At 74.1% G+C, this 24543-nt stretch carries 24 protein-coding genes, 1 tRNA gene and 1 riboswitch; of the genes, 6 read left to right on the plus strand and 19 right to left on the minus strand.

Annotated elements, in window-relative coordinates:
* Positions 1–337 precede the first annotated feature (337 nt).
* From V2J63_RS01170 to V2J63_RS01185, 4 genes are read right to left on the minus strand one after another with little or no spacing between them, the layout of a single operon-like run.
* Positions 338–1345, minus strand: coding sequence for an NUDIX hydrolase (locus V2J63_RS01170; RefSeq protein ID WP_331229142.1), 1008 nt, complete (start codon positions 1343–1345; stop codon positions 338–340).
* Positions 1342–3750: an RNA degradosome polyphosphate kinase gene (locus V2J63_RS01175; protein WP_331229143.1), complete on the minus strand. Its 2409-nt coding sequence runs from the start codon at positions 3748–3750 to the stop codon at positions 1342–1344. Before V2J63_RS01175 ends, V2J63_RS01170 begins: the two co-directional genes overlap by 4 nt.
* A 47-nt stretch (positions 3751–3797) precedes the next feature.
* The gene (gene mshD / locus V2J63_RS01180; RefSeq protein ID WP_331229144.1) at positions 3798–4661 is read right to left on the minus strand and encodes a mycothiol synthase; all 864 of its coding nucleotides are present in this window, start codon (positions 4659–4661) and stop codon (positions 3798–3800) included.
* Positions 4661–5290 carry a hypothetical protein gene (locus tag V2J63_RS01185; RefSeq protein WP_331229145.1) on the minus strand — a complete coding sequence of 210 codons (630 nt, stop codon included), beginning with the start codon at positions 5288–5290 and terminating at the stop codon, positions 4661–4663. The genes mshD and V2J63_RS01185 overlap by 1 nt, the downstream gene beginning before the upstream one ends.
* A 151-nt stretch (positions 5291–5441) precedes the next feature.
* Between V2J63_RS01185 and V2J63_RS01190 the strand changes: the two genes are divergently transcribed.
* Positions 5442–5837 (plus strand): hypothetical protein, encoded by a 396-nt coding sequence (locus tag V2J63_RS01190; protein WP_331229146.1) that lies wholly within the window; start codon positions 5442–5444, stop codon positions 5835–5837.
* A 58-nt stretch (positions 5838–5895) separates the two neighbouring features.
* On the opposite strand, the gene V2J63_RS01195 is transcribed toward V2J63_RS01190, so the two are convergent.
* A complete protein-coding gene (locus tag V2J63_RS01195) occupies positions 5896–6525 on the minus strand; it encodes a hypothetical protein (RefSeq protein ID WP_331229147.1) in 630 nt (209 codons plus the stop codon).
* 131 nt (positions 6526–6656) lie between these two features.
* Between V2J63_RS01195 and V2J63_RS01200 the strand changes: the two genes are divergently transcribed.
* Positions 6657–7478 carry a transglutaminase-like domain-containing protein gene (locus V2J63_RS01200; RefSeq protein ID WP_331229148.1) on the plus strand — a complete coding sequence of 274 codons (822 nt, stop codon included), beginning with the start codon at positions 6657–6659 and terminating at the stop codon, positions 7476–7478.
* A 97-nt stretch (positions 7479–7575) separates the two neighbouring features.
* On the opposite strand, the gene V2J63_RS01205 is transcribed toward V2J63_RS01200, so the two are convergent.
* From V2J63_RS01205 to glsA, 5 genes are all read right to left on the minus strand, one after another.
* Positions 7576–7854: an adhesin gene (locus tag V2J63_RS01205; RefSeq protein ID WP_331229149.1), complete on the minus strand. Its 279-nt coding sequence runs from the start codon at positions 7852–7854 to the stop codon at positions 7576–7578.
* Between the two features lie 164 nt (positions 7855–8018).
* Positions 8019–9998 carry a PAS domain S-box protein gene (locus tag V2J63_RS01210; protein WP_331229150.1) on the minus strand — a complete coding sequence of 660 codons (1980 nt, stop codon included), beginning with the start codon at positions 9996–9998 and terminating at the stop codon, positions 8019–8021.
* Positions 9999–10068: 70 nt separating this feature from the next.
* A complete protein-coding gene (locus V2J63_RS01215) occupies positions 10069–10842 on the minus strand; it encodes a response regulator (protein WP_331229151.1) in 774 nt (257 codons plus the stop codon).
* Between the two features lie 61 nt (positions 10843–10903).
* On the minus strand, positions 10904–11632 hold the full coding sequence (locus V2J63_RS01220; protein WP_331229152.1) for an AIM24 family protein: 729 nt from the start codon (positions 11630–11632) through the stop codon (positions 10904–10906).
* 719 nt (positions 11633–12351) lie between these two features.
* Positions 12352–13290: a glutaminase A gene (glsA, locus tag V2J63_RS01225; RefSeq protein ID WP_331229153.1), complete on the minus strand. Its 939-nt coding sequence runs from the start codon at positions 13288–13290 to the stop codon at positions 12352–12354.
* A 212-nt stretch (positions 13291–13502) separates the two neighbouring features.
* Here glsA and V2J63_RS01230 point away from each other — a divergent pair.
* Positions 13503–13575: transfer RNA gene (locus V2J63_RS01230), tRNA-Lys, on the plus strand.
* 62 nt (positions 13576–13637) lie between these two features.
* On the opposite strand, the gene V2J63_RS01235 is transcribed toward V2J63_RS01230, so the two are convergent.
* Together V2J63_RS01235 and V2J63_RS01240 are read right to left on the minus strand one after the other, a co-directional pair.
* Positions 13638–13853 carry a hypervirulence associated TUDOR domain-containing protein gene (locus V2J63_RS01235; RefSeq protein ID WP_331229154.1) on the minus strand — a complete coding sequence of 72 codons (216 nt, stop codon included), beginning with the start codon at positions 13851–13853 and terminating at the stop codon, positions 13638–13640.
* A gap of 79 nt (positions 13854–13932) precedes the next feature.
* Positions 13933–14247 carry a DMT family transporter gene (locus V2J63_RS01240; RefSeq protein WP_331229155.1) on the minus strand — a complete coding sequence of 105 codons (315 nt, stop codon included), beginning with the start codon at positions 14245–14247 and terminating at the stop codon, positions 13933–13935.
* Positions 14248–14257: 10 nt separating this feature from the next.
* Positions 14258–14320: riboswitch (guanidine-III (ykkC-III) riboswitch) on the minus strand.
* Between the two features lie 171 nt (positions 14321–14491).
* Between V2J63_RS01240 and V2J63_RS01245 the strand changes: the two genes are divergently transcribed.
* Positions 14492–14641, plus strand: a complete 150-nt coding sequence (locus V2J63_RS01245) for a hypothetical protein (protein WP_331229156.1) — start codon at positions 14492–14494, stop codon at positions 14639–14641.
* A gap of 99 nt (positions 14642–14740) precedes the next feature.
* Here the strand turns inward: V2J63_RS01245 and V2J63_RS01250 are convergent, their stop codons facing one another.
* Both V2J63_RS01250 and V2J63_RS01255 read right to left on the minus strand, forming a co-directional pair.
* On the minus strand, positions 14741–15148 hold the full coding sequence (locus V2J63_RS01250; protein WP_331229157.1) for a VOC family protein: 408 nt from the start codon (positions 15146–15148) through the stop codon (positions 14741–14743).
* A 234-nt stretch (positions 15149–15382) separates the two neighbouring features.
* Positions 15383–16948: a DEAD/DEAH box helicase gene (locus V2J63_RS01255; protein WP_331229158.1), complete on the minus strand. Its 1566-nt coding sequence runs from the start codon at positions 16946–16948 to the stop codon at positions 15383–15385.
* A gap of 197 nt (positions 16949–17145) precedes the next feature.
* On the opposite strand from V2J63_RS01255, the gene V2J63_RS01260 reads away from it, so the two are divergent.
* Both V2J63_RS01260 and V2J63_RS01265 read left to right on the plus strand, forming a co-directional pair.
* Entirely contained in the window at positions 17146–19119 is a 1974-nt protein-coding gene (locus V2J63_RS01260; RefSeq protein ID WP_331229159.1) for a DUF2207 domain-containing protein, read from the plus strand.
* A gap of 143 nt (positions 19120–19262) precedes the next feature.
* Positions 19263–20330: an NAD(P)/FAD-dependent oxidoreductase gene (locus tag V2J63_RS01265; protein ID WP_331229160.1), complete on the plus strand. Its 1068-nt coding sequence runs from the start codon at positions 19263–19265 to the stop codon at positions 20328–20330.
* A 185-nt stretch (positions 20331–20515) separates the two neighbouring features.
* Here the strand turns inward: V2J63_RS01265 and V2J63_RS01270 are convergent, their stop codons facing one another.
* The 5 genes from V2J63_RS01270 to V2J63_RS01290 all read right to left on the minus strand — a co-directional run bounded on the left by V2J63_RS01270 (position 20516) and on the right by V2J63_RS01290 (position 24513).
* Positions 20516–20794, minus strand: coding sequence for a GlsB/YeaQ/YmgE family stress response membrane protein (locus tag V2J63_RS01270; RefSeq protein ID WP_331229161.1), 279 nt, complete (start codon positions 20792–20794; stop codon positions 20516–20518).
* 239 nt (positions 20795–21033) lie between these two features.
* Complete coding sequence (locus V2J63_RS01275) at positions 21034–21825, minus strand: endonuclease/exonuclease/phosphatase family protein (protein WP_331229162.1); 792 nt, start codon at positions 21823–21825, stop codon at positions 21034–21036.
* Between the two features lie 3 nt (positions 21826–21828).
* Entirely contained in the window at positions 21829–22272 is a 444-nt protein-coding gene (gene msrB, locus V2J63_RS01280) for a peptide-methionine (R)-S-oxide reductase MsrB (protein ID WP_331229163.1), read from the minus strand.
* A gap of 114 nt (positions 22273–22386) precedes the next feature.
* A complete protein-coding gene (locus V2J63_RS01285) occupies positions 22387–23916 on the minus strand; it encodes a mechanosensitive ion channel family protein (protein ID WP_331229164.1) in 1530 nt (509 codons plus the stop codon).
* 75 nt (positions 23917–23991) lie between these two features.
* On the minus strand, positions 23992–24513 hold the full coding sequence (locus V2J63_RS01290; RefSeq protein WP_331229165.1) for a GNAT family N-acetyltransferase: 522 nt from the start codon (positions 24511–24513) through the stop codon (positions 23992–23994).
* Positions 24514–24543: the final 30 nt, after the last annotated feature.

Genomic DNA, 24543 nt, shown 5'->3' on the forward strand with positions numbered 1-24543 from the left:
CCATCCTGTCGTCGGTGGGCCGGGATCTCACCGGCCGTCGTCGACGTTAGGCAGCCTGGGTGACGTGCGCGGGGGCACCTGGTGAACGCAGGATGAACGGCTGCTGTCGGTTGGATCACATTCCTGTCACCGGCCCGCCCCCCTCGAGATGCTCGGGGTGTCACTCGAGTTCCACCGGAGCGCGTGGGACCAACGCGCTCCGGCACTTCTGCATGACCACGAGCGGGGGGAGGGCAACAGCCGGGCGGCACTTCTGCACGACCACCAACGAGGGTGGGCACCGACGAGGGCGAGGACGACGGCGGCCGGCGCTTCGGGACGTCACGCGGGCCAGGGGTTACGAGGGCGTGGGCCTGTCGCCCGGCTCGCCGGCGGAAGGGGCCCGGTGCTTCTCGAGCGCGACGACCGAGGCGCTGCGCCCGGGGCGCCGGGCGACGTGGACGATGAGCACCTCCGCGGTGCGGAGCCATGGGTCCGACTCCGGCACCATCGCCATGATCCGGTGCGGGGTGCGCGTGGCGATCTCGTCCATGAGTGTCGGCAGAACGGGGCGGTGGGTGCACAGCGCCATCGGCTCCGCCCGCTCGTTGAGCACTCGTTGGATGATCCGGCGGACGTGCTTGGGCTTGTCCTTGTGCGCGTCCTCGGTGAGCTCCGGCACGGGCTCGATCGGGAGGCCGACCGCCTGGGCGTAGGCGTCGACCGTGCGCAGGCACCGCTCCCAGGGGCTGGAGACCACGCGGGCGGTCCCGAAGGCGGCGAGGATCGGGACGAGCGCGCGCGCCTGGGCCTCGCCGACGCCGGTGAGGGGCCGGGTCAGCTCGCCCCCCTTCCACGCGGAGCGCTTGCGGGCCCGGGCGTGCCGGACGACGACGATGGTCCACGTCCGCAGCCGCTCGTCCTCCCACATGTCGATGAGCGCTCCGAGGGGCTCGGCGTCCTGGGAGCGGGTGAGGAGCTTCTTCGCCTCTCGGGCGTCGACCCAGCGGGTCTCGTCGATCTCCGTCGTGGGCGCCCGCTTGACGGCGGCGCGTGCGGTCAGGGCCGTGGCGCCCGGGTCCGCGACGGTCGCCACCCAGTAGTGGCAGTGCTTGCGCCGGCCGTCCGAGAGCCGGTACTTCACGTCGGGCAGCGGGCGGGCGAGGACGACGTCGAGCCCGGTCTCCTCCGCCGTCTCGCGCACGGCGCACTCGGCGAGGGACTCCCCCGGCTCGAGCTTGCCCTTGGGCCAGGACCAGTCGTCGTACCGGGGCCGGTGCACGAGCAGGACCTGCAACCGCTTGCCCTCGACGCGCCACACCAGGGTGCCTGCGGCATGGACCACCTGGGCGGACGACGCCGTCACCGCGAGGCAGCCACTCGGCGGCGGGCACGAGCCATGAGGATCTCCTGCAGGTCGTCGAGCGGGCGGCCCTCGTCGTCGCGGTGGCGCCGCACCCAGTCTCCGTCCGGGCCCAGGTGCCACGACGCCGTCGTCTCCGCCATCGTGAGGTCGAGCAGGGCGATGAGCGACTCCACCTGCCCCCGCTCGACGATGCGGACGAGGACCTCGACGCGCCGGTCGAGGTTGCGGTGCATGAGGTCGGCGCTGCCGATCCACATCTCCGGCTCCTGACCGCCCCCGGCGAAGGCGAAGACGCGGGCGTGCTCGAGGAAGCGGCCGAGGACGGAGCGGACCCGGATGTTCTCGCTCAGGCCCGGCACGCCCGGACGCAGCGCGCAGATCCCGCGGACCACGAGGTCCACCGGCACGCCCGCCTGGCTCGCGCGGTACAGCGCGTCGATGATCGCCTCGTCGACGATGGAGTTCATCTTGAGCTTGATCCACGCGGGCTCGCCGCGGCGGTGGTTCTCCACCTCCCGCTCGATCCGCTCGATGAGGCCGTCGCGCAGCGACCGCGGCGCGACGAGGAGCCGGCGGAAGCGCGAGCGGGGCGCGTACCCCGAGAGCTGGTTGAACAGGCGGGTGAGGTCCTGCCCGACGTCGGGGTCGCACGTGAGCAGACCGAGGTCCTCGTACCCGCGCGCCGTCTTGGGGTTGTAGTTTCCCGTGCCGATGTGGCAGTAGCGGCGCAGGCCGTCGGTCTCCTGGCGCACGACGAGGGAGAGCTTGCAGTGCGTCTTGAGGCCGACCATGCCGTAGACGACGTGCACGCCGGCCTGCTCGAGCTTGCGGGCCCACGTGATGTTGGCCTGCTCGTCGAAGCGCGCCTTGATCTCGACGATGGCGAGCACCTGCTTGCCCGCCTCCGCCGCGTCGATGAGTGCGTCGACGATCGGGGAGTCCCCGGACGTGCGGTAGAGGGTCTGCTTGATGGCGAGGACCTGCGGGTCCGCCGCCGCCTGCGCGAGGAACTGCTGGACCGACGTCGAGAACGAGTCGTACGGGTGGTGCAGGAGCACGTCCCGCTGCCGGATCGCCGCGAAGAAGTCCGTCGGGGTGGCGCTCTCCACCTCGGCGAGGGCCCGCGGTGTCACGGGGACGAACTTCGGGTACTTCAGGCCCGGGCGGTCGAGCGCATGGATGTCGTTGAGCCCGGTGAGGTCGAGCGGGGCGGGTAGCTCGTAGACCTCCGGCTCGGAGACGCCGAGCTCGCGCACGAGGAGGCGGCGCACGTGCGGGCTGATGCCCTCGGCGAGCTCGAGCCGGACCGCCGGGCCGAACCGCCGACGGACGAGCTCCTTCTCGAGAGCCTTGAGGAGGTTCTCGGCGTCGTCCTCCTCCACCTCGACGTCCTCGTTGCGGGTCACCCGGAAGCTGTGGTGCTCGACGATCTCCATGCCGGGGAAGAGGTTGTCGAGGTGCTCGGCGATGATGTCCTCGATCGGCACGAACGACGTGCGTCCCTCCTCCTCGGCCGGGGCGTCCTCCGGTCGGTGCGGGCGGCCCGACGCGTCGACGGCGATGAACCGGGGCAGCAGCGGCGGCACCTTGACCCGCGCGAAGTGCTCCTTGCCGGTCGAGGGGTTGCGCACGACGACGGCGAGGTTGAGCGAGAGCCCCGAGATGTAGGGGAAGGGGTGCGCGGGGTCGACGGCGAGCGGCGTGAGCACCGGGAAGATCTGCTTGCGGAAGAACTTGTGCAGCCGCTGCTGCTCGCTCTCGGCGAGGTCGTCCCACCGCAGGAGGCGCACCCCCTCGGCCGCGAGCGCGGGCTGGACGTCCTCGGCGAAGGTCCGGGCGTGCTCGGCCTGGAGCTCGTGGGCGCGCACGCTGATGGCCTCGAGGACCTGGCGCGGGGAGAGCCCGGACGCCGCCGTGACGGCCAGGCCCGTGGCGATGCGCCGCTTGAGGCCGGCGACGCGCACCATGAAGAACTCGTCGAGGTTCGAGGCGAAGATGGCGAGGAACCAGGCGCGTTCGAGGAGGGGCTGGCTCGTGTCCTGCGCCTGCTCGAGGACGCGCTCGTTGAACGCGAGCCAGCTGAGCTCACGGTCGGCGAAGCGCCCCTCGGGGAGCTCCGCCTCGAGCGGGTCCGTCCGCGGGTCGCCGAGGGTCTCGCTCTGCTCGGCGAGCTCGGACGCGCTCGCGCTCAGCCCCTCGGTCTGCAGGGCCAGGTCGTCGCTCTCATCGACGTCGACGTCGCTGTCGTCGACATCGAGGTCGAGACTCTCGTCGTCCGTGTCCACCGTCTCCATCGCCTCGTCCGTCATCGTCCTGGCACCCTCCGTCGTCGAGCCCGGCTCACGCCGAGCGAACCGTCCGTCAGGGCGGCGCGGCTGACGCGCCGAGGAACCAGGGTCGCTCATGGTGGCAATGGTGGCACTAGGTGGCGACTATGCCAGCACGGAGCCGTCTACCGCCGGTACTGCACGTCCAGCGTCACCCGGTCGAAGCCCGCGCGCTGGTACGTGCGCACGGCGGCGGTGTTGTCCCCGTCGACGTAGAGATCGACCCGGTCCAGGCCGCGCGCGGCGAGCTCGGCGAGGGCGAGCGCCGTGAGCCAGCGCCCGGTACCGCGCCCCTGGGCGGCCGGGTCGACGCCGAGCGCGTAGATCTCGCCCGCCTCCTCACCCGGGACGACCTTGACCCACATCGAGGCGAGAAGGGTGTCCGGCGAACCCGCCTCGTGGGCGAACCACAGGAGCGACGGGTCGAACCACGGCTCATCCATCCGCGCCCGCAGGTCCGCGACGCCGAGGCGGCCCTGCTCGGGGTGGTCGGCGAACGCGCGCGCGTTGAGGCTCACCCACGCCTCCTCGTCGCGGCCCGGCTCGAACGTCCGCACACCGACGCCGGCCGGAGGCTCCGGCGCCGCGGCGGCCACGCCCGCGAGCGGGCGCGCCATCCGCCACAGCTCACGGGTGACCCGCATCCCGGCGGAGCGGGCCAGACCCTGCGCCCCCGGCAGGTCGCCGTGGGCCCAGACGGCGACGTCGTCCGGGAGCGAGTCGAGGAGTGCGCGCCCGGTCCCCAGACGGCGGTGGCCGGGATGGACGACGAGCTCGGCGCTCCCCGCGTCGTCGACCTGGGCGTAGCCGTGCAGGTCCGTGCCGTCCGCGACCCACAGGTGGCGGACCCCCGCGGCCTGCCGACGGACGGCGAGCACCCCCTGCTCGGAGACCGGGGAGACGCCGTCGGCGTCCTCGGCGGTCGCGAGGAGGGCGAGCACCCGGTCCGGGGCGGCGGGGCCGGCGAGGCCCGTGCTGACGTCGGCCATCAGTCCAGCCGCCCGGCCCGCGCCATCTCGGCGGCCTGCTCGAGCTCCTCCGCGGTCGCGAGCAGCGAGCTCGCCCGGCGGGTCACGCGCACGGCGAGGGCGTCGTCGGTGCCCTCGACCCAGTCCGCGTCGAGCGCCGCGCCCGTCGCCACGACGCGGAAGAACGACGCGGCCCGGTCGAGCGCGACGTCGAGGTCGCCGTGGTAGACCCCGGCGAGCACCGCGTCGGCGGTGCGGCGCACCTCCTCCGGCCCGGGCGGTGACGCGACGCCTGCGATGACGCCGGCGACCTCCGCGCGCTGCAGCCCGAGGTTGTACCGCTCCGCGATCGTGCGCGGGTCACGGCGTACCCACTCGCGCAGGAGGTAGAGCCGCCACAGGGCACCGGGCAGGGTCGCGGGCGGGCTCTGCGACCACAGCGCCGCGATCGTGTCGAGGCCCTCGGTGTCGACGAGCGAGACGAGCCGGTCGACGAGGGCGGGATCCTCGGCGCCGTCGCGGCCACGGTGGACGAGCACGGAGGCCGTCGTGTGCGCCGCCTCGGACCGCAGGGCCGGGTCGACGTCGCCGACGATGCGCTCCGCCGTCTGGGCGTCGAGCATCGCGGGGCGTCGGGGCCGTCGTTCCATGGGTCTCCTCCGTCTGTCCTTGTCGAGCACCACGGACCATTGGACCCGATGGAGCGGCCGATGACGACTCGGGCCTCGCCAGCGTGGTGGCCGCGCGGATACGGTGAGGCCCGAGCCGAACCGGGCTCGCCGTCGCCCCCCGGAGGCAACGATGCACGAGCGGTCCGCAGGCAACGCCGACCTACCGATCGAGGCCGCGCGCGAGGCGCTCACCGTGCGCCGCGTCTTCGGCGAGGCGTACGAGTGCGACGGCACGACCGTCATCCCCGTGGCGAAGGTCATCGGTGGCGCCGGCATGGGCTTCGGCAACGGGGCCCTCGGTGGCGGCGAGGCGGCCGGAGCCGAGGCGCTCACGGGCGGGGAGGGGTCTGGCGGTGGCGGCGGCTTCGCCGTGCGCGCTCGGGCCCTCGGCGCGTACGTCGTGCGGGACGGGAAGGTCACCTGGCACCCCGCGCTCGACCTCAACCGCGTCGTCCTCGGCGGTCAGGCCGTCGGAGCGGTCGTCGCCGTCGTCCTCGCGTGGGCGCTGCGCCGGCGCCGTCGCTGAGGGAGCGCCGGGCGGGACGAGCCGGCACCCGGCTCACGCGACTCCCCAACGGCGCTCGTCAGTCGAGGCGACCGGCGCGCGCCGTCTCGGCGACGAGCTCCAGCTCTTCCGCCGTCGCCACGAGCGACCCCGCGCGGCGCGTGACGACGCTCGCGAGCTCGTCGTCGTGCGTGACCCACTCGGGCTCGGGGACGGCGCCCGCGGCGAGGACGCGGAGGAAGGACGCGACGCGCTCGAAGAGCGTGTCGATCGGCCCGGACCTGCCCGCGAAGAGGTCGTCCGCGACGCGGCTCACCTCGTCGGGGTCCGGCACGAGCTCGAGGTCCTCCTCGGCACCCGAGGCCTCGGTCCGCTCCACGCCGTCCCGGAACCGCTCCGCGATCGTCTCCGGGGCGCGCCTGAGCCACTCCCGCACGAGGTAGACCCGCCACAGGGCCCCGGGCAGCGTCGTCGCCGGGCTGCGGGACCACAGCTCGGCGACGCTGTCGAGGCCCTCGCTGTCGACGAGAGCGACGAGCCGGCCGGCGAGCTCGGCGTCCTCCGCGTCCTCCCCGCCGCCGAAGACGACGACGCGCGCCGTCGAGTGCGCGAGCTCGGACGCGACCGCAGGGTCGACGTCCCCCTCGATGAGCTCCGCGCCGGCGGCGTCGAGCACCGCTGGGCGCCTGGGGTGCTGACGGTCGACCATGGCGACAGGCTCCTCCCCGGGTGCTACCGGCCCGGGCGGGCGCGGTAGTCGTTCGTCCAGAGATTGTCGCCCCGTCCGCCGGTTCCCGCAGCCGGTCGGGCACCCCCGGCCGGCGCACGTACCGTTCTCCCATGCGTACCAACGTCTCGGCCACGATCTCGATGACCACGTCGGCCGGCGCGGCCCAGCTCGCGTTCATGGTGGCTGTCGCCCGCGTGCCGGGCCTCGCCGTGCAGGAGGCGCTCACCGTCACCCTCGACGGGGAGCCGCAGCGTGTCGTCGAGCTCGCCGCGGCCCACCACGGCCGCGTGCACGTCGTCGACCTCCCGCCCGCGACGAGGTACGACCAGACCCTCACGCTCACGTACGACGCGGGGGTCGAGGGCGGGCCCGCGGACGACGTCGAGACCCCCCGGACCGAGCTCCTCACCTACCTGCGTCCCAGCCGCTACGCCGAGTCCGACCGGCTGCTCGCGACGGCCCGCAGCGAGTTCAGGGGCCTCACCGGCCGCGAGCTCCTCGCGGCTGTCGCGGGGTGGGTCGGGCAGCACCTCACCTACGTCACGGGGTCGAGCCGGGGCACGGACGGCGCCGTCGAGACGCTCCTCGACCGCCGCGGCGTGTGCCGGGACTACGCGCACCTCGTCATCGCGCTCCTGCGCTCCCTCGACGTGCCGGCACGCCTCGCGGCCGTGTACGCGCCGGGCCTGACGCCGATGGACTTCCACGCGGTCGCCGAGGCGTGGGTGGACGGCGCGTGGCACGTCGTCGACGCCACCCTGCTCGCGCCCCGCTCCTCGCTCGTGCGGATCGCGACGGGCCGTGACGCCGCCGACACCGCGTTCCTGTCCTCCTACGGCGCCCCGATCCGGATGGGCCGCCTCCTCGTCACCGCCGTCGTCGACGGCGACCTCCCCACCGACGACCTCGCGGAGCTCGTCCGGCTCCCCTGAGGCACCGGCGCACCGCCAGGGAGCGGCGGGCGGCACAGCACTGCCCGGGCCCCGTGGTGGCGGCCCGGGCAGCGCGGAAGGCTGTGCGTGCGCCGGTTCAGTCCTGGGCGACGAGGGCGAAGCCGATGCCCTCGGCGCTCTCTGCAGCGTCGAGCGTGTGGTCGGCGAGCACCGGCGACGCGGCGTCCTGGACGAACACGCGGGCGCCCTCGGCGTCGATGACGTCGTCCCCGGCCTCCGGCTCCGGGACGAGCGAGAGCTCGATCTGGTCGCTCTCCTGGGCCAGGGCGATCCGCACCCCGCCCGTCTCGGGCAGCCCGGCCTGTGCGGTGATGCCGACGATGGCCGACTTGGCGGTCTCGGTCAGGGTGAGCATGTGTCTCCCTCGTGGTACTTCCGGCGCGTCCCTCACGGGAGCGTCGCGCCGCTGACGCCTCTACCGTGCCCTCTTGTCCGAGACCGGTGCAAGCCCGTGCCGGCGGGTGCGCAGACTGCGGGGCGCGCGGGCAGGCCTGCGGTCCGTCGTCGCCTGGCCCCGCGTCAGGCCGGCGGCCCCCCCACCGGGAGCGAGACCCCGAAGCGGGTCGCGCCGTCGGCGCGCTCGTACCAGGCGTCGCCGCCGAGGGATCGGGCGACGCGACGGACGATGTAGAGCCCGAGCCCCGTCCCGCGCGTGCTCGCGCCCTTGAGGAACATCTCCTCGAAGAGCCGGTGCGAGAGCGGCTCCGGCACGCCGGGGCCGGCGTCCTCGACGACGACGCGGAGCTCAGCACCCTCGGAGGAGGCCCGCAGCGTGATCGGCTCGGCGCCGTAGCGCGCGGCGTTGGCGAGGTAGTTGACGAGGACCTGCCCGAGCTGGACCACGTCGGTCGTCACCTCGAGCCCGGGCGGGCAGTCGATCGCGACGGCGGTCTCGGCCAGGGCGCCCCCGTGCTGGGCGACGGCCGCCTCGAGGACGGGCCGGAGCGGGACGGTCGTGACGTCGAGGTCGACCCGCCCGGCCTCGAGCCGCGCGGCGAGGAGGAGCTCGTCGAGCATCCGGCGCATCTGGTCGGCGCTCGTCTGGACGGAGACGAGCAGCTCGTCGCGCTCGCCGTCCTCGAGCGCCGCCCAGTGGCGCCCGAGCAGGGTCGCCGCCCCGGCGACGACGGCGAGCGGGCTGCGCAGCTCGTGCGCGGTGATGGCGAGGAGGTTGGCGCGCTCCCGCGCGGCCGCCCCGAGCCGGACGTTCGCCTGGGACAGGTCCTCGTTCGCCTCCGCGAGCTCGTGGGCCGCGTCGGCGAGGTTCTGGGACGCCCGGCGCTGCTTCGTCACGTCGCGCGTGACCTTCGCGAACCCGATCGTCTGGCCGTCTGCGTCACGCAGGGCGGTGATGACGACGTTGGCCCAGAACAGGGTGCCGTCCTTGCGCAGGCGCCACCCCTCCTCCTGGTAGCGGCCGTCCCGGACAGCGGCCTCGAGCTCGTGCTCGGGGTGGCGGGAGTCCTTGGCGTCCTGGGTGTAGAAGAGGCGGAAGTGCTGGCCGAGGACCTCGTCGGCGCGGTACCCCTTGAGGCGTTCGGCACCGAGGTTCCAGCTCGCGATCCGCCCCTCCCGGTCGAGCATGAAGATCGCGTAGTCGGCGACGCTGTCGACGAGCAGGCGGAAGCGCTCCTCGCTCTCGAGGAGGGCACGCTCGGTGGAGCGCTGAGCGCTCACGTCCTGGCTCTGGAGCAGGAGATACAGCGGACGCCGGGCCGAGTCCCGCACGGCGGCGATCGTCGAGGTGACGACCCGGTCGGTGCCGGCGAGGCGGTGCTCGACGTGCGCAACCCCCTCCCGGACGGCCGTGGTGAGCGCGAACCCCACGAGGTCGCGGTCCGCTCCCGGGACGACGTCGAGCAGCGGCACGCCCACGAGCTCCGTCCGTTCCTCCCGCAGCAGGGCCGCGAGCGCGGGGTTGGCCCGGACGATCTGGCCCGTGAGCGTGAGCGTCCCCATCCCGATGGCCGCCTGGTCGAAGACGGCGCGGAACCGCTCGACGTGCTCGGCGAGGATCCACTCGTCCTCCGCGTCGGGCGTCCCGGCCGAGAGCCCGCGCGCGTCCACCGGTGCGCCGGGGCGGGAGGCGCTCGGCGCCGTCGAGGAGAGCGACGCGGCCGTGGGGCTGACGCCCGCTGCGATCTCCAGGAGGGCGGCGACGACGTCCTCGATCGGGGCCGACTTCTCGATGAAGGCCGCCGCGCCGAGGCCGAGCGCGCGGTCCTCGAGGCCCTCCTCGGAGAAGCCGGAGAACATGACGACCTTCGTCCCGGGCGAGACCTCGCGGACCGGGCCGACGGCGTCGAGCCCGCCGAGCCCGGGCATGGAGACGTCGAGGAGCAGCAGATCGGGCTGTTCCTCGCGGGCGATGCGGATGGCGTCCTCGCCCGTGCCGCCCTCGGCGACGACGGTGAACGCGCCGCCGACGCGCAGCCGCGCACGCAGGAGCGCACGCACCTCCGGGGCGTCGTCGACGATGGCGATGCGGTGGGGGGTCACGAGGGAGCACGCTAGCGCGCGGCCACCGCCTCGGCCCGGCCCGGCCGGGTGAGCGACGGCGTCCGGGGGCTCAGTGCGCGCCCGCGCCGGGCGGCGGCGAGGCCACCGCCGGGTCGGGGGCGAGGCGCGCCCAGACGACCTTCCCGCCGTCGTCCGCGGGGAGCACTCCCCAGCCCTGGGCGAGGAGCGAGATGAAGGTCAGGCCGTGCCAGCTCTCGTGGTGGTCCCGGGCCACGGGGTCCGGAGTGCCCGGTGACCGGTCGGCCACCTCGACGCGCAGGGCGTCCTCGGAGAGCGCAAGACGCATGGAGAACGGCGTCGCGGCGTGCTTGACCGCGTTGCTCACGAGCTCGGCGACGACGAGCTCGGCGTCGTAGAGGTTGCCGCGGTAGCCCCAGCGCTCGGCGTGGAAGCGCATGAACGTGCGCGCGGCGGCGATGCTCGCCCGGCGGGCGGGCAGGTCGAGGACGGCGACCTGGCGCTCCGGGCCGCCGAGGTCCTCGAGGAGGTCGACCAGCGCGTCGACGTCCCGCCCCTTGGGCACGTACCCCTCGACCCAGCCGCGGAGCGAGTCGCCGTCCGTGCCGCCGAGCCCGGTGAAGACGGCGACCTTGGCCTCCGGGGCGACGTCCCGCAGGAGAGAGAGCACGTCCTGCCCCTGGAGGCGCGGCAGGCCGACGTCGAGCACGACGATGTCGGGCCGGCACTCTGCGGCGAGCCGGACGGCGCTCTCGCCGTCACCCGCCTCGCCGACCACCTCGAACCCGCCGCGCAGGCGCAGCGTCGTCGCGACGAGGCGGCGCAGCTCCGGCACGTCGTCGACGAGGAGCACTCGAACGGGCATCCGCCGAGACTAGTGGTCGGCATCAGGAACGGGGCAAACCGGGCCCCTCCTGCGGCTGCGATCAGTTGCCGAGGAACCCGCCGAGGCCGCCACCCCGGCTCCCGCCGTCGGCCTGGCCCTTGCCCTCGACGACGGACTCGCTGGGCTGGACGAGGACGTAGCCCTGCCCGCCGAACGCCATCTGGAGGGTCTCACCGCTGCCGCCCCGGACGAGCGACTTGAGACCGCCGGTGTCGATCCGCACGTCCATCGTCACCCCGGCCGTCCACATGACGACGGCCTGCGCGTCCCCGAACGTCGGTGCGCTCGCGACGTCGAGGGCGACGGGGTCGCCCTTCGTCGTGATGGCGACGTACCCGGTGCCGCGCAGCACGACGTTGTAGAGGCCCCCGGTCATGACGCCGCCGCGTGCCTGGATGCGCTGGATGTCCCAGTCGACGGACGCGGAGAAGGCGAGGACGTTGTTGCCGTTGACGGAGATCGAGTCGTTCTCGAGGTACATGATCTGGACCTCGGCGGCGTCGTTGGCGACGAAGAGCTCACCGCTGCCGGTGCACTGCATCATGTCGACGCCCTCGCCCGTCACCGCGGACTTGAGCATCTTCCCCAGTCCGCCCGAGCCCTTGTTCTCGAAGCGGACGTCGCCCTGGTAGGCGACCATCGACCCGGAGCGTGCCCAGACGGGCCCGTACCCCATCTGGATCTTCAGCAGCTTCTTGCCCTGGAGGGAGAACGGGTCCGGGGAGGTGTTCTCCCGGAACTCCTGGAACAGGCTTCCGTGGACCGCCATGGCATTCCCCTTCGTCCGTGACCGAGGCCCGACCGGCTTCCCCTCGAACCTTAACGACGCGGGGCCACGCTGCGTAGGGTTTGGGAGTACGACGAATCGGTCTCGGACGAGAGCTGGTGGAGGTCACGATGGGGTTCCTCGACAAGGCGCGGGCCGCCGCGAACGACCTGGCGGCGAAGGCGGACACGGCACTGGCCGGCTCCGGCCTCGGCGGGCCGGGCGCGTCCGCCGGGGACGCGGACCGGTACTTCCGCGACCTCGGCGTGCTCGCCTACCTCGAGGCGAGCGGTCGCGAGGCGCCTGCGGGGGACCGGGCGCGCCTTCTGACGACGCTGCAGGAGATGGACGCCCGCGGCGGCATCCGCTCGTTCGCGCTCCAGACCTCGCCGCCGCCGGCGCCGGGGCAGGCCGGGGCCGGGGCCCCTCCGCCACCACCGGGCGCGGGCGGGTCGACTCCGCCTCCCCCGCCGCCCGGCGGCCCCTCGACCCCGCCTCCCCCGCCGGCGCCGGGCGGCCCCTCGACCCCGCCTCCCCCGCCGCCGGGCGGCCCCTCTACGCCCCCACCCCCGCCGCCGGGCGGGCCGTCGGAGCCTCCCTCGTCACCGCCAGGCGGCCCGTCGACGCCGCCGCCACCCTCCGAGAGCGGGACCGGGGCACCCTCGCACGCTGCACCACCGCCACCGCCACCCTCGTGGGCACGCGGCGACGGCTGAGGGGTCCTACGCGGGGGCCGACCCGAAGAGGTGCAGGTCGAGCTCGGCGCTGAGGCGCTCCGACGCGACACGGCCGCGCACGCTGGTGCCCTGGTCGTCGAGGGGCGGGCTGACGACCGCCGCGCCCAGCACCCCGGGAGCGGAGAGCACGATGCCACCGGAGACGCCCGACTTTGCGGGGACACCGACGCTGCGCATCCACCGGCCCGAGCCGTCGTACACACCGCACGTGGCCATGACTGACACGACGTCGCGGGCGACCTCCGGCGGGACGACGCGTTCCCCTGACACGGGGTTGACCCCACCGAAGGCCAGGGTGGCGCCCATGACGGCGAGCGCCCGCGCGTCGACCCGCACGGCGCAAGCGCGCGCGTAGACGGCGACGGCGTCGTCCGCGCTGACGTCCAGGGTGCCCTCGGCCCGCATGAGGTGCGCCAGCGCGTGGTTGCGGTCCCCGAGCAGGTGCTCGCTGTGCGCGATGTCCTCGTCGACGTCGAGGTCCTGGGCCGCGAAGGCAGACAGACCCCGGTGGATCCGCTCGTTCCGGGCGTCTGCGTCCTCGCCGTCGACGAGGGCGGCCGTGAGGAGCGCACCGGCGTTGACCATGGGGTTCGGCGGCCGGCCGGTGCCGGCCTCGAGCTTGATGGCGTCGAACCGTTCGCCGGTCGGCTCGATGCCGATACGGCGCAATGCGTCGCCGCCCGTGTCGAGCAGGGCCAGGGCGAAGAGGAACGGCTTGACGGCCGACTGGACGCTGACGGTCACGTCAGCCTGGGCGGTGGCCCGGACGGTGCCGTCCGGCAGCACGAGCGCGAGCCCGCACAGGTCGGCGTCGGCCTCCGCGAGCTGCGGGATGCTCTCGTCCACTGCGCCGTCGCGCTCGGGAAGCACCCGGTCGCGCAGCCCGTCGAGGTCGTAGGTGCGGGGGTCGGAGGAACGATTCACCCCTCCATGCTGCAGTCGGCGGCGTGGCGGCGCCCGGTGGAGCACGCACGACCCCCGGTAGAGCTCGCCCTGGCCCCGCCGCCGGTGCCGGTCGATGTCCGGCCCGCACCGGCGTATGCCGCGCCCGTCCCCGCGTAGCCTTGACCTCGGCGCGCAGCGGCCGCCAGGTCTCCGGAGGCATGCCCCTCGAAGTCCCCGACGCCCGCTGCCCCGGGCCTCTAGCTCAATCGGCAGAGCAGCGGACTTTTAATCCGCGGGTTGTGGGTTCGATCCCCACGGGGCCCACCGCGACCGGTCAGCCCTTGACCGTGTCGCGCCAGTCGTCCCCGGACGTCGTCCAGCCCCGGTCAGTCCTTCCGCTCGAGCGCCGACGGCTTGTGGACGGCGGTCTTGCCGCTCTTGTCGCTCCGGACGAGGTACTGGGGCTCCTCGTCGGAGGCGCGCACCGTCCGCCCCGCCGCTTCCGTGTCCTCGGTGATCGCGCGCTCGACCTCGCCCTCGGCCGTGCTGCCGTGGCTCTTCCAGGACACGTGGTCGCCCTTGCGGAACGTGTCGTCTGCCATCGCAAGCCTCCTCGCCCCGACGCCACGCGGCGGCGGACGGGACAAGTCTCGTCGGCCGGGCTGGGCGGGCAACCGGGAGCTACTCGACGACCTTGAGCCCGACGACGCACCCGACGATCCCGCCGAGGAGGAGAACCTTGACGAGCGACGCAGGCTCCTCGCCGGTCACCATCGCGTAGGTGACGGTGAGGACGGCGCCGATGCCCACCCAGACGGCGTACGCCGTCCCGACGGGCAGCGACCTCATGGCGTAGGCGAGGCCGACCATGCTCAGGGCAAGCGCGACGAGGAACGTGACCGTGGGCGCGGGCCTCGTGAATCCTTCGGACTTCCCGAGGGCGGTGGCCCACACGGCTTCGAGGACGCCGGAGAGGACGAGGACGAACCAGGACATGACGGACTCCTTCGTGGCCGTCTTGTCGCTCGCCGGGTACAGCTCCCTCGTCCGGTGCCCTCATAGGGGTGCGTTCCCAGCCTCTCAAACCTCGCGGGCCCCGGCAACGGCCCTGCCGGTGACCTTCCCCTCCACGCCCCTCCCGCCACTCGCGCCTGGGCACGGGTGGCGGGAGGGGCGTTGCACTCGTACGGTCGTCGCCAGCGCCTCCCACCGCGGGCGGCCGTGAGACCGAGGAGACGACATGGGCTTCCTGCGCAAGGCGATCCGCGGCGGGATCGCGGTCAAGGCAGCACAGATCATCCGGCGCGAGGCCGCGAAGCCGGAGAACCAGCGCAAGGCGAAGGAGCTCTTCGGCAAGGTCACGAACCGGGGGAAGAAGCCCAAGCGCTGACGCGTCCGGCGCGCCGGCGCCGTCGGGTCGCTCGCGCGGCCACCGCGGCCCGGCGCGTCAGGGTGCCCGGGCGAGCCAGGCGGCTCTGGCAGCCGTCGCTCAGGCGGCCTCGATGTTGACCATCCACGCGACGCCGAACTTGTCGCGGCACTGGCCGAACTCGTCCCCCCACATCTGCTTCTCGAGCGGCACGGACACGCTCGCGCCTGCGGAGAGCTCCTCCCAGTAGCGGCGCAGGGTGCTGGCGTCGTCGCCGCTGATGCTGATCGTGATGTTCCCGCCCGGCTCGTACTCCATGCCGGGCGGGACGTCCGAGATCATGAGTGCGAACCCGTCGTCTCCTTCGAGCATCCCGTGCATGATCTTGTCCGCGAAGGGCGCGTCGGGTGAGCCGAGCTCGCCGTAGGTGTTGAGCGCGACGTCGCCACCGAAGATGCGCTGGTAGAACTCGAGCGCCTCGCGGGCCGTCCCGTCGAGGTGGATGTAGGGGTTGAGACGCGAGCTCATGGTTCCTCCTGCGGACGACGTCGGCGACTGACTCGCTGATCGTCGTCGCGTCCCGGGGCGTCGGTCAACGACCGCGGCCACCGCGTGCCCGATCGGGCAGCACGAGCCCGGCCACCGCCTCCGGGCCGCCACCGCGACGAAGCGCGAGGCGCGACGAACCGCGGCGCCCGGAAACGCACGAGACGCCGGCGGCCCTGAGGCCACCGGCGTCTGCGCGTCTAGAGCTGGGGTCGGTCAGACGCCCGCAGGACGACGCCCGCGGGGGCGCTGACGGCGCCCGCCGGACTCCCCGCCCGCGCCACCGCTGGCGGAGGCGGAGCCGCTCGAGGAGCCGCCGGTCGAGGAGGACCACATGACCGTGGACCCGCCCTGGACCGGGCGCCCCTGGCCGCCACCGGAACGGCCACCCTGGCCCCCGCCGGAACGCCCACCAGCGGCGCCACCGGAGCGGCCACCCGCAGCGCCACCACCGGAGCGTCCACCCTGGCCACCGCCGGAACGGCCACCAGCGGCGCCACCGGAACGGCCGCCCTGGCCGCGACCGGCGTTCCCGCGGGAGCGCCCACCCCCGGCGGAGGCGGGCCCACCGGTGCGTGCACCGACCACCTCGGGCTGCGGGGCAGCCGGCATGACGATCGGGGCGATCTCGCCGACGAGGCGCTGGAGCACCTGGTCGCCGGGGCGGACCGACTGCGGCTTCGCGGTGATCTTCGCCTGGCGGGTGAGGGTCCGGACGTCGCCGGCCTCCTCGGGGAGCATGAGCGTGACGACGTCGCCGCCGGAGCCGGCGCGGGCCGTGCGGCCCGAGCGGTGCAGGTACGCCTTGTGCTCGGCGGGCGGGTCGACGTGGACGACGAGCTCGATGTCGTCGACGTGGATGCCGCGGGCGGCGATGTCGGTCGCGACGAGGACGCGGACGGCGCCGGAGGAGAACGCGGCGAGGTTGCGCTCACGCGCCGGCTGGCTGAGGTTGCCGTGCAGGTCGACGGCGGGGACCCCGCCGGCGGTCAGCTGCTTGGCCAGCTTCTTCGCCTGGTGCTTCGTGCGCGTGAAGAGCAGGCGCTTGGACGTGCCCGAGGCGAGGTGGTGGACGACCCGCTTCTTGTCGTCCGCGCTCGCCAGGGCGAGGACGTGGTGCGTCATCGCGGCGACGGGCGACTCGGCGCTGTCGACCGAGTGGCGCAGCGGGTTGCTCAGGTAGCGCTTGACGAGGATGTCCACCCCGTTGTCGAGCGTGGCCGAGAAGAGCATGCGCTGGCCGCGGGTGGGCGTGCGGTCCATGATCCGCTTGACGCCCGGGAGGAAGCCGAGGTCGGCCATGTGGTCGGCCTCGTCGAGGACGGTGATCGCGACCTCGTCGAGGCTGAGGAGCTTCTGGTTGAGGAGGTCCTCGAGGCGGCCGGGGCACGCGATGAGGATGTCGACGCCGGCGCGCAGCGCGGTCACCTGGCGGGACTGGGCGACGCCGCCGAAGATCGTCGTCGTCGTCAGGCCGAGGGCCTTCGCGAGCGGCTCGATCGTGGCGTTGATCTGGTTGGCGAGCTCACGGGTCGGCGCGAGGACGAGGCCGCGGGGGCGGCTGGGCGTGCGGCGCCCGCCGGACGCGGCGAGGCGCGTGACCATGGGCAGCGAGAACGCGAGCGTCTTGCCGGAGCCGGTGCGGCCGCGGCCGAGCACGTCGCGACCCTGCAGGGTGTCCGGCAGCGTGGCGGCCTGGATGGGGAAGGCCTCGGTGAGGCCGGTGGCCGTCAGGTGCTTGAGGACGGGCGCGGGCAGGTCGAACGAGGAGAATGACGTCAAGGGAGGGCCTCTCGGGCTCAGAAAAGGGTCGGAGTTCGCCGCTCAGGACGACCGGCAGCGCGTGCGCTGCACTCGAACTCGACGACGCTGGGCTCGCTAAGACGCGGTGCCCACGCCTCCACTATGCCCCATCCGAGCGGTTCCGGCGGTGTGACGTCCGTGACGGGCCCGACGGCCGACCGGTTAGCGTGCCAGACATGCCCCCACGATCCACCGGCCGGTGGCGCGTCCTCGCCGCGCTCACCCTCGCCCTCCTCGCCGTCGTCACGGCGCCGCTCGCCGCGTCGGCCGACACCGGCGGCGACGTCGTCCGTTCGCTCGACATCGACATCGACGTACGACCCGACGGCACGCTGGAGATCACCGAGACCTACGAGTGGGACTTCGGGTCGCGCGAGGGGCTGGGGCTCACCCGCGAGCTCGCCGCGCGGTTCCTCCACCCGGAGCGGCCGGGCATGGTCCGCGTATACGAGTACGACGACTTCGCGGTGACGAGCCCCTCAGGCGCCCCCGCTGGTGTGTGGCCGCGCGAGGAGGGCTCCTATGTCGCCGTCGACATCGGGGCGCCGGACGGGAGCAGCGACCGCCGCAGCGGCGTGCAGACCTACGCGTTCTCCTACACCGTGCGCGGGGCCCTCAACGCCATCCGCGGCGAGGCCGGCGTACCGGACCAGGACGAGCTGTACTGGAACGTCACCGGCAACGGCTGGGAGGTCGTCCTCGAGGAGGTCACGACGACGGTGACCGGCCCGGTCGACGTCATCGACCATGCCTGCTTCCAGGGGCGGTCGAGCTCGGACGGGTGCACCGCGCTCGAGGTGGGCGGCCCGCAGGTGACCGCCCGGTCCGACCGCCTCGAGCCGGGCGAGGAGCTCACCGTCATGGCGGCCTTCCCGGCCGGCACGTTCGGCGAGATCGCCCCGATCCTCGAGGTCGCGGACCCCAAGACCGAGTCCGAGCTCGCCGCCGAGCGCCGCCTCGAGACCATCGACGGCGTGACCGGTCCCCCGGCCCGGTTCCTCACCGAGAACATCGCCTGGCTCGCCCCGCTCGCGCTCCTCGGCCCGGTCGGGTGGGCCTTCCTGCGCATCCGGCGCCACCGCGACCTCCACTACGTCGGCCTCACACCCGGGACGCTGCCCGGGCCGGGTACCCCGCCGCCCGTGGCGCAGCTCGCCGGCACCCCCACCGTCGCGGTCCGCTTCGCCCCGCCGGACGGCCTCCGCCCCGCCGAGGTCGCCCTGCTCCGGGACAAGCGCACGACGGCGCAGGCGGTCGCGGTGACGATCGTCGACCTCGCCGCAAGGGGCTACCTCCGCATCGAGGAGAACGAGGCCACGGGGTTGTTCGGCCGGACCCAGGACTGGACGTTCTTCGAGCAGCCCGGGGGCGCGGACCGCAACCACCTGCGCCGCTACGAACGGCGCCTGCTCGAGGCCCTGTTCCGGGGCCGCACCCGGGTGACGCTCTCGGACCTGCGCAACACGTTCGCGTCGACCATGGCGTCGACGCAGAGCTACGTCCGGGACGAGGTCGACGCCCGTGAGCTCTTCGTCGAGAAGCGGAGCGTGTTCAACGTCCGCACGCTGCTCACATGGGCCGTCGTCGTCGTGGTCCTCGTGGCGATCGTCAACCTCGACGTCGTCCTCACGCTCGTGCCCGGCTCCCTGGCGCTGCTCGCACTCGCCGCGCTCGGGCTCCTCGGCGCCTTCGGCGTCGCCCGTCTGGCCACGAGCCGTGCCGTCATCCAGCGCACCGCGCGCGGCCGGGCGCTCTTCGAGCAGGTCCGCGGGTTCGAGCTCTACCTCGAGACCGCCGAGGCCGAACAGCTCCGCTGGGAGGAGGGTGAGGACATCTTCTCGCGGTACCTGCCCTACGCGATGGTCTTCGGCGTGGCCGAGCGGTGGGCCGAGATCTTCGAGCGCCTGGAGGAGGAGGGCCGCACGGTCCGCCGGCCCACGTGGTACTCCAGCAGGAACGGGCTCGTCGACGTGCGGATGTACCGCCACCTCGGCTCGGCCATGTCGAGCTTCACGAGCACGACGAGCTCCGCGCTCAGCTCGACGCCCGGGTCCTCCGGGGGGTCGGGGTCCCGCCGCAGCGGTGGTGGCCGCGGAGGCGGCGGACGCTCCGGGGGCGGTGGTGGCGGAGGCGGCGGGCGCGGCCGCTGAGGACGACCCGGCCCGCAGCGACGCCGGCTCACGACGGCAGGGCCACGCCCGCAGGCGCCGGTGCGCGCGCCGCACCGGCACCTGCCGGTGCCAGGGCAGCGCCCGCGGTTGCCGGTGCCGTCGCCGCGACCGAGGGTTAGCCCATGCCTCCCGCCGAGCCCGCCCCGCGACGCCCCGCCACTGCCCCCACGGACGCCCCGAGCCCCGTCCCGGGCTCGGGCAGCGATGCCGGCAGCACCGCGCTGGAGGACGGCGCGCGGGTGGACGTCGTCGTCGTCGGGGGTGGACCGGCGGGGCTCTCTGCCGCGCTCATCCTCGGGCGCGCCCGCCGGTCCGTCCTTGTTGTCGACTCCGGCGAGCCGCGCAACGCGCCCTCGCCCTCCATGCACGGCTACCTCACCCGGGACGGCGCAGACCCCGCCGAGCTCCGGGCCGCGGGGCGCCGCGAGGCGCAGTCGTACGGGGCGCAGATCCTCGACGCAGAGGTGGCGGAGGTGCGCCGCGAGGGGGAAGACCTCGTCGTCCGGATGACGGACGACCGCTCCGTGCCGGCCCGCCGGGTCATCGTCGCGACCGGCCTGCGGGACCACCTCCCGGCCATCGACGGCGTCGCGGAGCGCTGGGGCCGCGACGTCCTCCACTGCCCGTACTGCCACGGGTACGAGGTGCGCGACGAGGCGCTCGGCAGCATCGCGGAGGACCCCGAGGGCGCCGTCCACCAGGCGCTCCTCCTGCGGCAGTGGAGCGACGACGTCGTCCTCTTCCTCAACTCCGTGGCACCGGACGAGCTCGGGCCCCCCGAGCGGGAGCTCCTCGCCGCCCGCGGCGTCCGCGTCATCACCGGCCCGGTCCGCGCCGTGCAGGTCACCGAGGACCACGTCAGCGGCGTGGAGCTGGCCGACGGTGAGGTGATCCCCCGGTCCGCCGTCTTCGTCGCACCGCAGTTCCGCGTCAACGACGCTCTCCTGCGTCCCCTCGGCGTGGAGATGGAGGACACCGATCTCGGCCGGGGCGTCGTCGTCGACGACGAGGGGCGGACGAGCGCCGAAGGGGTGTGGGCCGTCGGCAACCTCGCGGACCTCGCGGCGCAGGTCATCGGTGCCACCGACTCCGGGGCGCGCGCCGCGATCGGGATCAACGGGGAGCTGTGCCAGGAGGACGCCGAGCGGGCGCTCGCCCGGGCACGTGCGAAGAAGCAGCCGAACGCCTGAGCCCGGCACGGCCGCCACCTCGCACGGCACGTACGCCCGCGACCTCGGAACGATCCCCTGCCCGGCGCGGCTCCCACCTCCAGCGGCGCCCGTCGAGTGGCGGCCGGGACCTCTGACCACGCCGGTCCGGGTACGACGAAGGCCGCCACCGGTGCCGGTGGCGGCCTTCGCACAGGAACGGAGGGTCAGCGACCCACGCGCTTGTTCCCGCCCTTGTTCGTGATGCCCAGGTAGATGCTGATGAACAGGATCGCCATGACGATCGAGATCGCCCAGCGGATCCAGTCGATGCCGTCGGTGTCGTCGACGCCGATCAGCCCGGCGATCCAGGTTCCGACGAGTGCGCCGAGCGCACCGAGGATGATCGTCCAGAGGATGCCGAGGTTCTGGTCGCCCTTCATGAAGAGTCGAGCGAGGGCGCCGATGATGGCGCCCGCGATGATGATGCCGATGATCTCGCCCATGGGCGGGGTCCTCCCTTTCGGAGTGGCCGCGGTTGCGGCACCTTTCGTGGTCGTCCGAGCGTGGCACGGCCGGGAGGCGCGCGCACGCCGAAAGATCATCCACATCTTGGGCGAGGCGCCTGGCCGTGCCCTCGACACGCCCCGTGCTCCGGGTCGGCCACCCGCAGGGAGCGTGTCGGGGAGCAGGGCCGACGGGCCACCTGTCCCCCCACCGCGCACGCGAGAACGCGCCGGCGGGCTCAGCCCAGGTGCAGCCCGACGGCGAGGGCCAGGTGGTCGGAGATGGCGAGTCGGCGCACCTCGGCGGGCCCCGCCGCGCGCACGCCCGGGCCGCCGAGGACGTGATCGATCTGACGCCGGGGGCGCCGGGCGGTGAAGGTGTCGGCGACGGCGAGGCGACTCATCCCCGTCGCGGCCTCGGCGTCCGGCCCCGTGAGGTTGAGGTCGCCGAGGAGCACGTGCGGGCCGGGCAGCGTGCGCAGCGCCCAGGCGCTCTCGGCGAGCTGGCGCCGCGCCGTCGGGACGTCGACGGACAGGTGCGTGACCGCCACGGAGAGGGGGCCGGCCGGCGTCGCGAGCACGGCCGCGAGGCACACGCGCGCCGGGTCGACGCGCACGTAGCGGCCCGCGACGCCCCACCCTGCGCCGGTGCGTCGCGGGACGCGCATGGGTCCGGGGCGCAGCGGGCGCACGTGCCACGACGTGACGGGGTACCGGCTGAGCAGCGCGACGCCGTAGCCGGAGCCGTCCGGCACGTGCGCCGGGCGGGGGCGGCGCCGCAGCCCGCGCTCGTTGCCGGCGAACTCCGCCGCGAAGCGCGCCCACGGCATGCCGAGCGCCTCGGCGACGACGCGGGTCTGGTCGACCCGCGAGCTCCGGGCCTGCCCCTTGTCGACCTCCTGCAGCGCGACGACGTCCGCCTCGAGCCCGGCGAGGGCCGCGGCGAGCGAGGCGGCGTCGGGGGCATGCGCGTCTCGGTCGGCGGACCGCCCGTGCTGGAGGTTGAGGGTGAGCACCCGCAGGGCGCTCACGGCTCAGCGCTCGTCGAAGGTGAGCGAGATCGAGTTCATGCAGTAGCGGTCGCCCGTCGGCGTCTGCGGCGCGTCGTCGAAGAGGTGGCCGAGGTGGGACTCGCAGCGGGCGCAGAGCACCTCGGTGCGGAGCATGCCGAGCGTGCGGTCCTCGCGCAGGACGACGGCGTCGGAGTCCTGGGGGGCGAAGAAGCTCGGCCACCCGCAGTGGGCGTCGAACTTCGTCGCGGAGCGGAACAGCTCGGCCCCGCACGCGCGGCAGCGGTAGACCCCCTCGCGCTCCTCGTGGAGGAGCTCACCGGTGCCCGGCCGCTCCGTGCCGGCCTGACGCAGCACGTGGTACTCCTCCGGGGAGAGCTCGGCGCGCCACTGCGCGTCCGTCTTCGTCACCTTCTGGGCCTGCGTCTCACCGGAGGTGGGGGCGTCTGTCGCGTCGTGTGCAGTCATGCCTCCATGGTGCGCCTTCCCGCGCCGGGCGTCATGTCCGCAGCCGCCGGGGCGGCGACCGGCCGGCGGGACCCGTCTACCGGGCTGCGTGCCCGGCCGGGCGCGGCAGGACAGCTAGCGCCCGCGCTCGTCCTCGTCCGGCGCCTCGACGTCCGTCTCGCGGGCGCGGGCCCGCTGGGCGTTCTGCTCGCGCTCGGCGATGACGTCCTCGCCCGGGCCGGCGAACATCTTCGCCCGGTCGATGCCCTCGACGCTCGTGAAGAAGCGGGCGTCATGCTCGATGTCCGGGCCGCCGCCGCGCGTGTGCAGGGACGTGCGGACCGGTGGGCCCGAGCGCTTCCCGCTCCGAGCCGGCTCCGTCCGTTCCGCGCCCGTCGCACCCTCCCGCCCGGCGTCGACCTTCCCGCCGTCGCCCTTCGCGGCTGCCCCGTCGCGGGCCTCCCGGTCGACCGTGCCGCCCTTCCTGGTCCGACGGTCCGTCCCGTCCACGGCCGCACCGGCGCGGCCGGTGCCCGGCCGGCGGTCACCGGTCGTGCGCTCGTCGTCCGACGGCGTCGCCGCCTCCGTCTCGACGCGGGTGCGCGGCAGGGCGTACGGCGCCTCGCGCTGCACCCAGTCGACAAGCCCCTCGCGGACGTAGCACCGCAGGTCGAACAGCACGCCTGCGTTCTCCGCGCTGACGACGGCGCGGGCACGCACCCAGCCGCCGGTGGCCTCGGTGAGCTGCAGGCCACCCGAGCGCCGGTCCCACATGTCGGTGGCCTCGAGGAGGCGGGTGAACTCCGCGCGCAGGTCCGCCACCGGGACCCGCCAGTCGAGGTCGAGCTCCACGGTGCCGAGGATCTCCGCCGCACGCCGCGTCCAGTTCTCGAACGGCGTGCTGGTGAAGTACGTCGACGGCATGATGAGCCGCCGGTCGTCCCAGAGGTGCACGACGACGTACGTGAGCGTGATCTCCTCGACCCGGCCGAACTCGCCCTCGATGACGACGACGTCGTCCACCCGCATGGCGTCCGTGAACGCGAGCTGCATCCCGGCGAAGACGTTGGCGAGCGCCGTCTGCGCCGCGAGGCCCGCCACGATCGAGATGACACCGGCCGAGGCGAGGACGCTCGCCCCGACGGCCCGGGCACCCGGGAAGGTCATGAGGATCGCCGCGAGACCGCACACCCACAGCACCGCGACGACGACCCGCCGGATCATCTGCGCCTGCGTCTGTACCCGCCGCGCGTGCCGGCTCGCCGACCGGTCGATCCCGTAGCGCTGGTCGACGGCGTCCTCCGCGACGAAGACGATCGACGTCGCGAGCCACGTCGCGGCGAGGATGAGGACGATGATCAGCCCGTGCTGCGTGAGCGAGCGCCACGACGGCTCGATCTCGCCGGGCGCGACGGGCGTGGCGATGACGAAGCCCACCCACGCGCCGATGACGGCGGCCGTGAAGCGGAACGGGCGGCGGCAGCGCTCCGTCACACGCGCGGCGACCGGGTGCCGCCGTCCGAGGCGGCGCACGGCGAGCCCGACGAGCCAGGAGATGACGAGGGCGACGACCATGCCGATGGCCGCGCCGACGACCGGCCCGAGGAACGACCCGACCGCCCGCCCGGCGTCGTCGACGATGGTGGTCTCGCTCGGCTCGTCCATGCCTGCCACCCTACGATCCGCACCCGGTCCGAGGAACGGCAGGCACGACCCTGCCGGCGCTGCGGCGGGCACGCGTCAGGGCAGGAGCTGCTTGCCGAAGAAGTGGTCGGTGTACGGGTTGTTCTCGTACCGCTCGACCGGCTGGTAGCCCTCGGCGACGTACAGCCCGCACGCCTCGACGAGCCGCTCGCTCACGGCGACGAGGACCCTGCGGGCACCGAGCGCGCGCGCCCGGTTCTCGAGGGAGGTGAGGAGGAACCGCCCGAGGCCCTGCCCGCGGACGTCGGGCTTGAGCCACATGCGCTTGATCTCGACGACGCCGGGGCTCATGAGGCGCACCGCGCCGAAGCCGACCACCTCCCCGGTGCCGACCTCGCTCACGAGCATGAAGTCACCGTTGGGGGGCGTGACCTCGTCGGCGTCGACCTCCATGGCGAGCGCGGGGTCGAACCCGGTGTCGAGGCGCTCGTCGAGCTCGGCGACGTACGCCGCCATCGCCCGGGCGGCGGCGTTGCTCCCGGCTTGCCCCTCGAGGATGCGCACGGCCCCCGACCGGTGCCGTCCGCTCGTCCCCGTCTGGCGCGCTGCAGCCTCCATCGCCCCATAGTGCACCGCCGAGCCGGTCCT

The organism is Georgenia wangjunii (genome assembly GCF_036421975.1).
Classification (GTDB): domain Bacteria; phylum Actinomycetota; class Actinomycetes; order Actinomycetales; family Actinomycetaceae; genus Georgenia_A; species Georgenia_A wangjunii.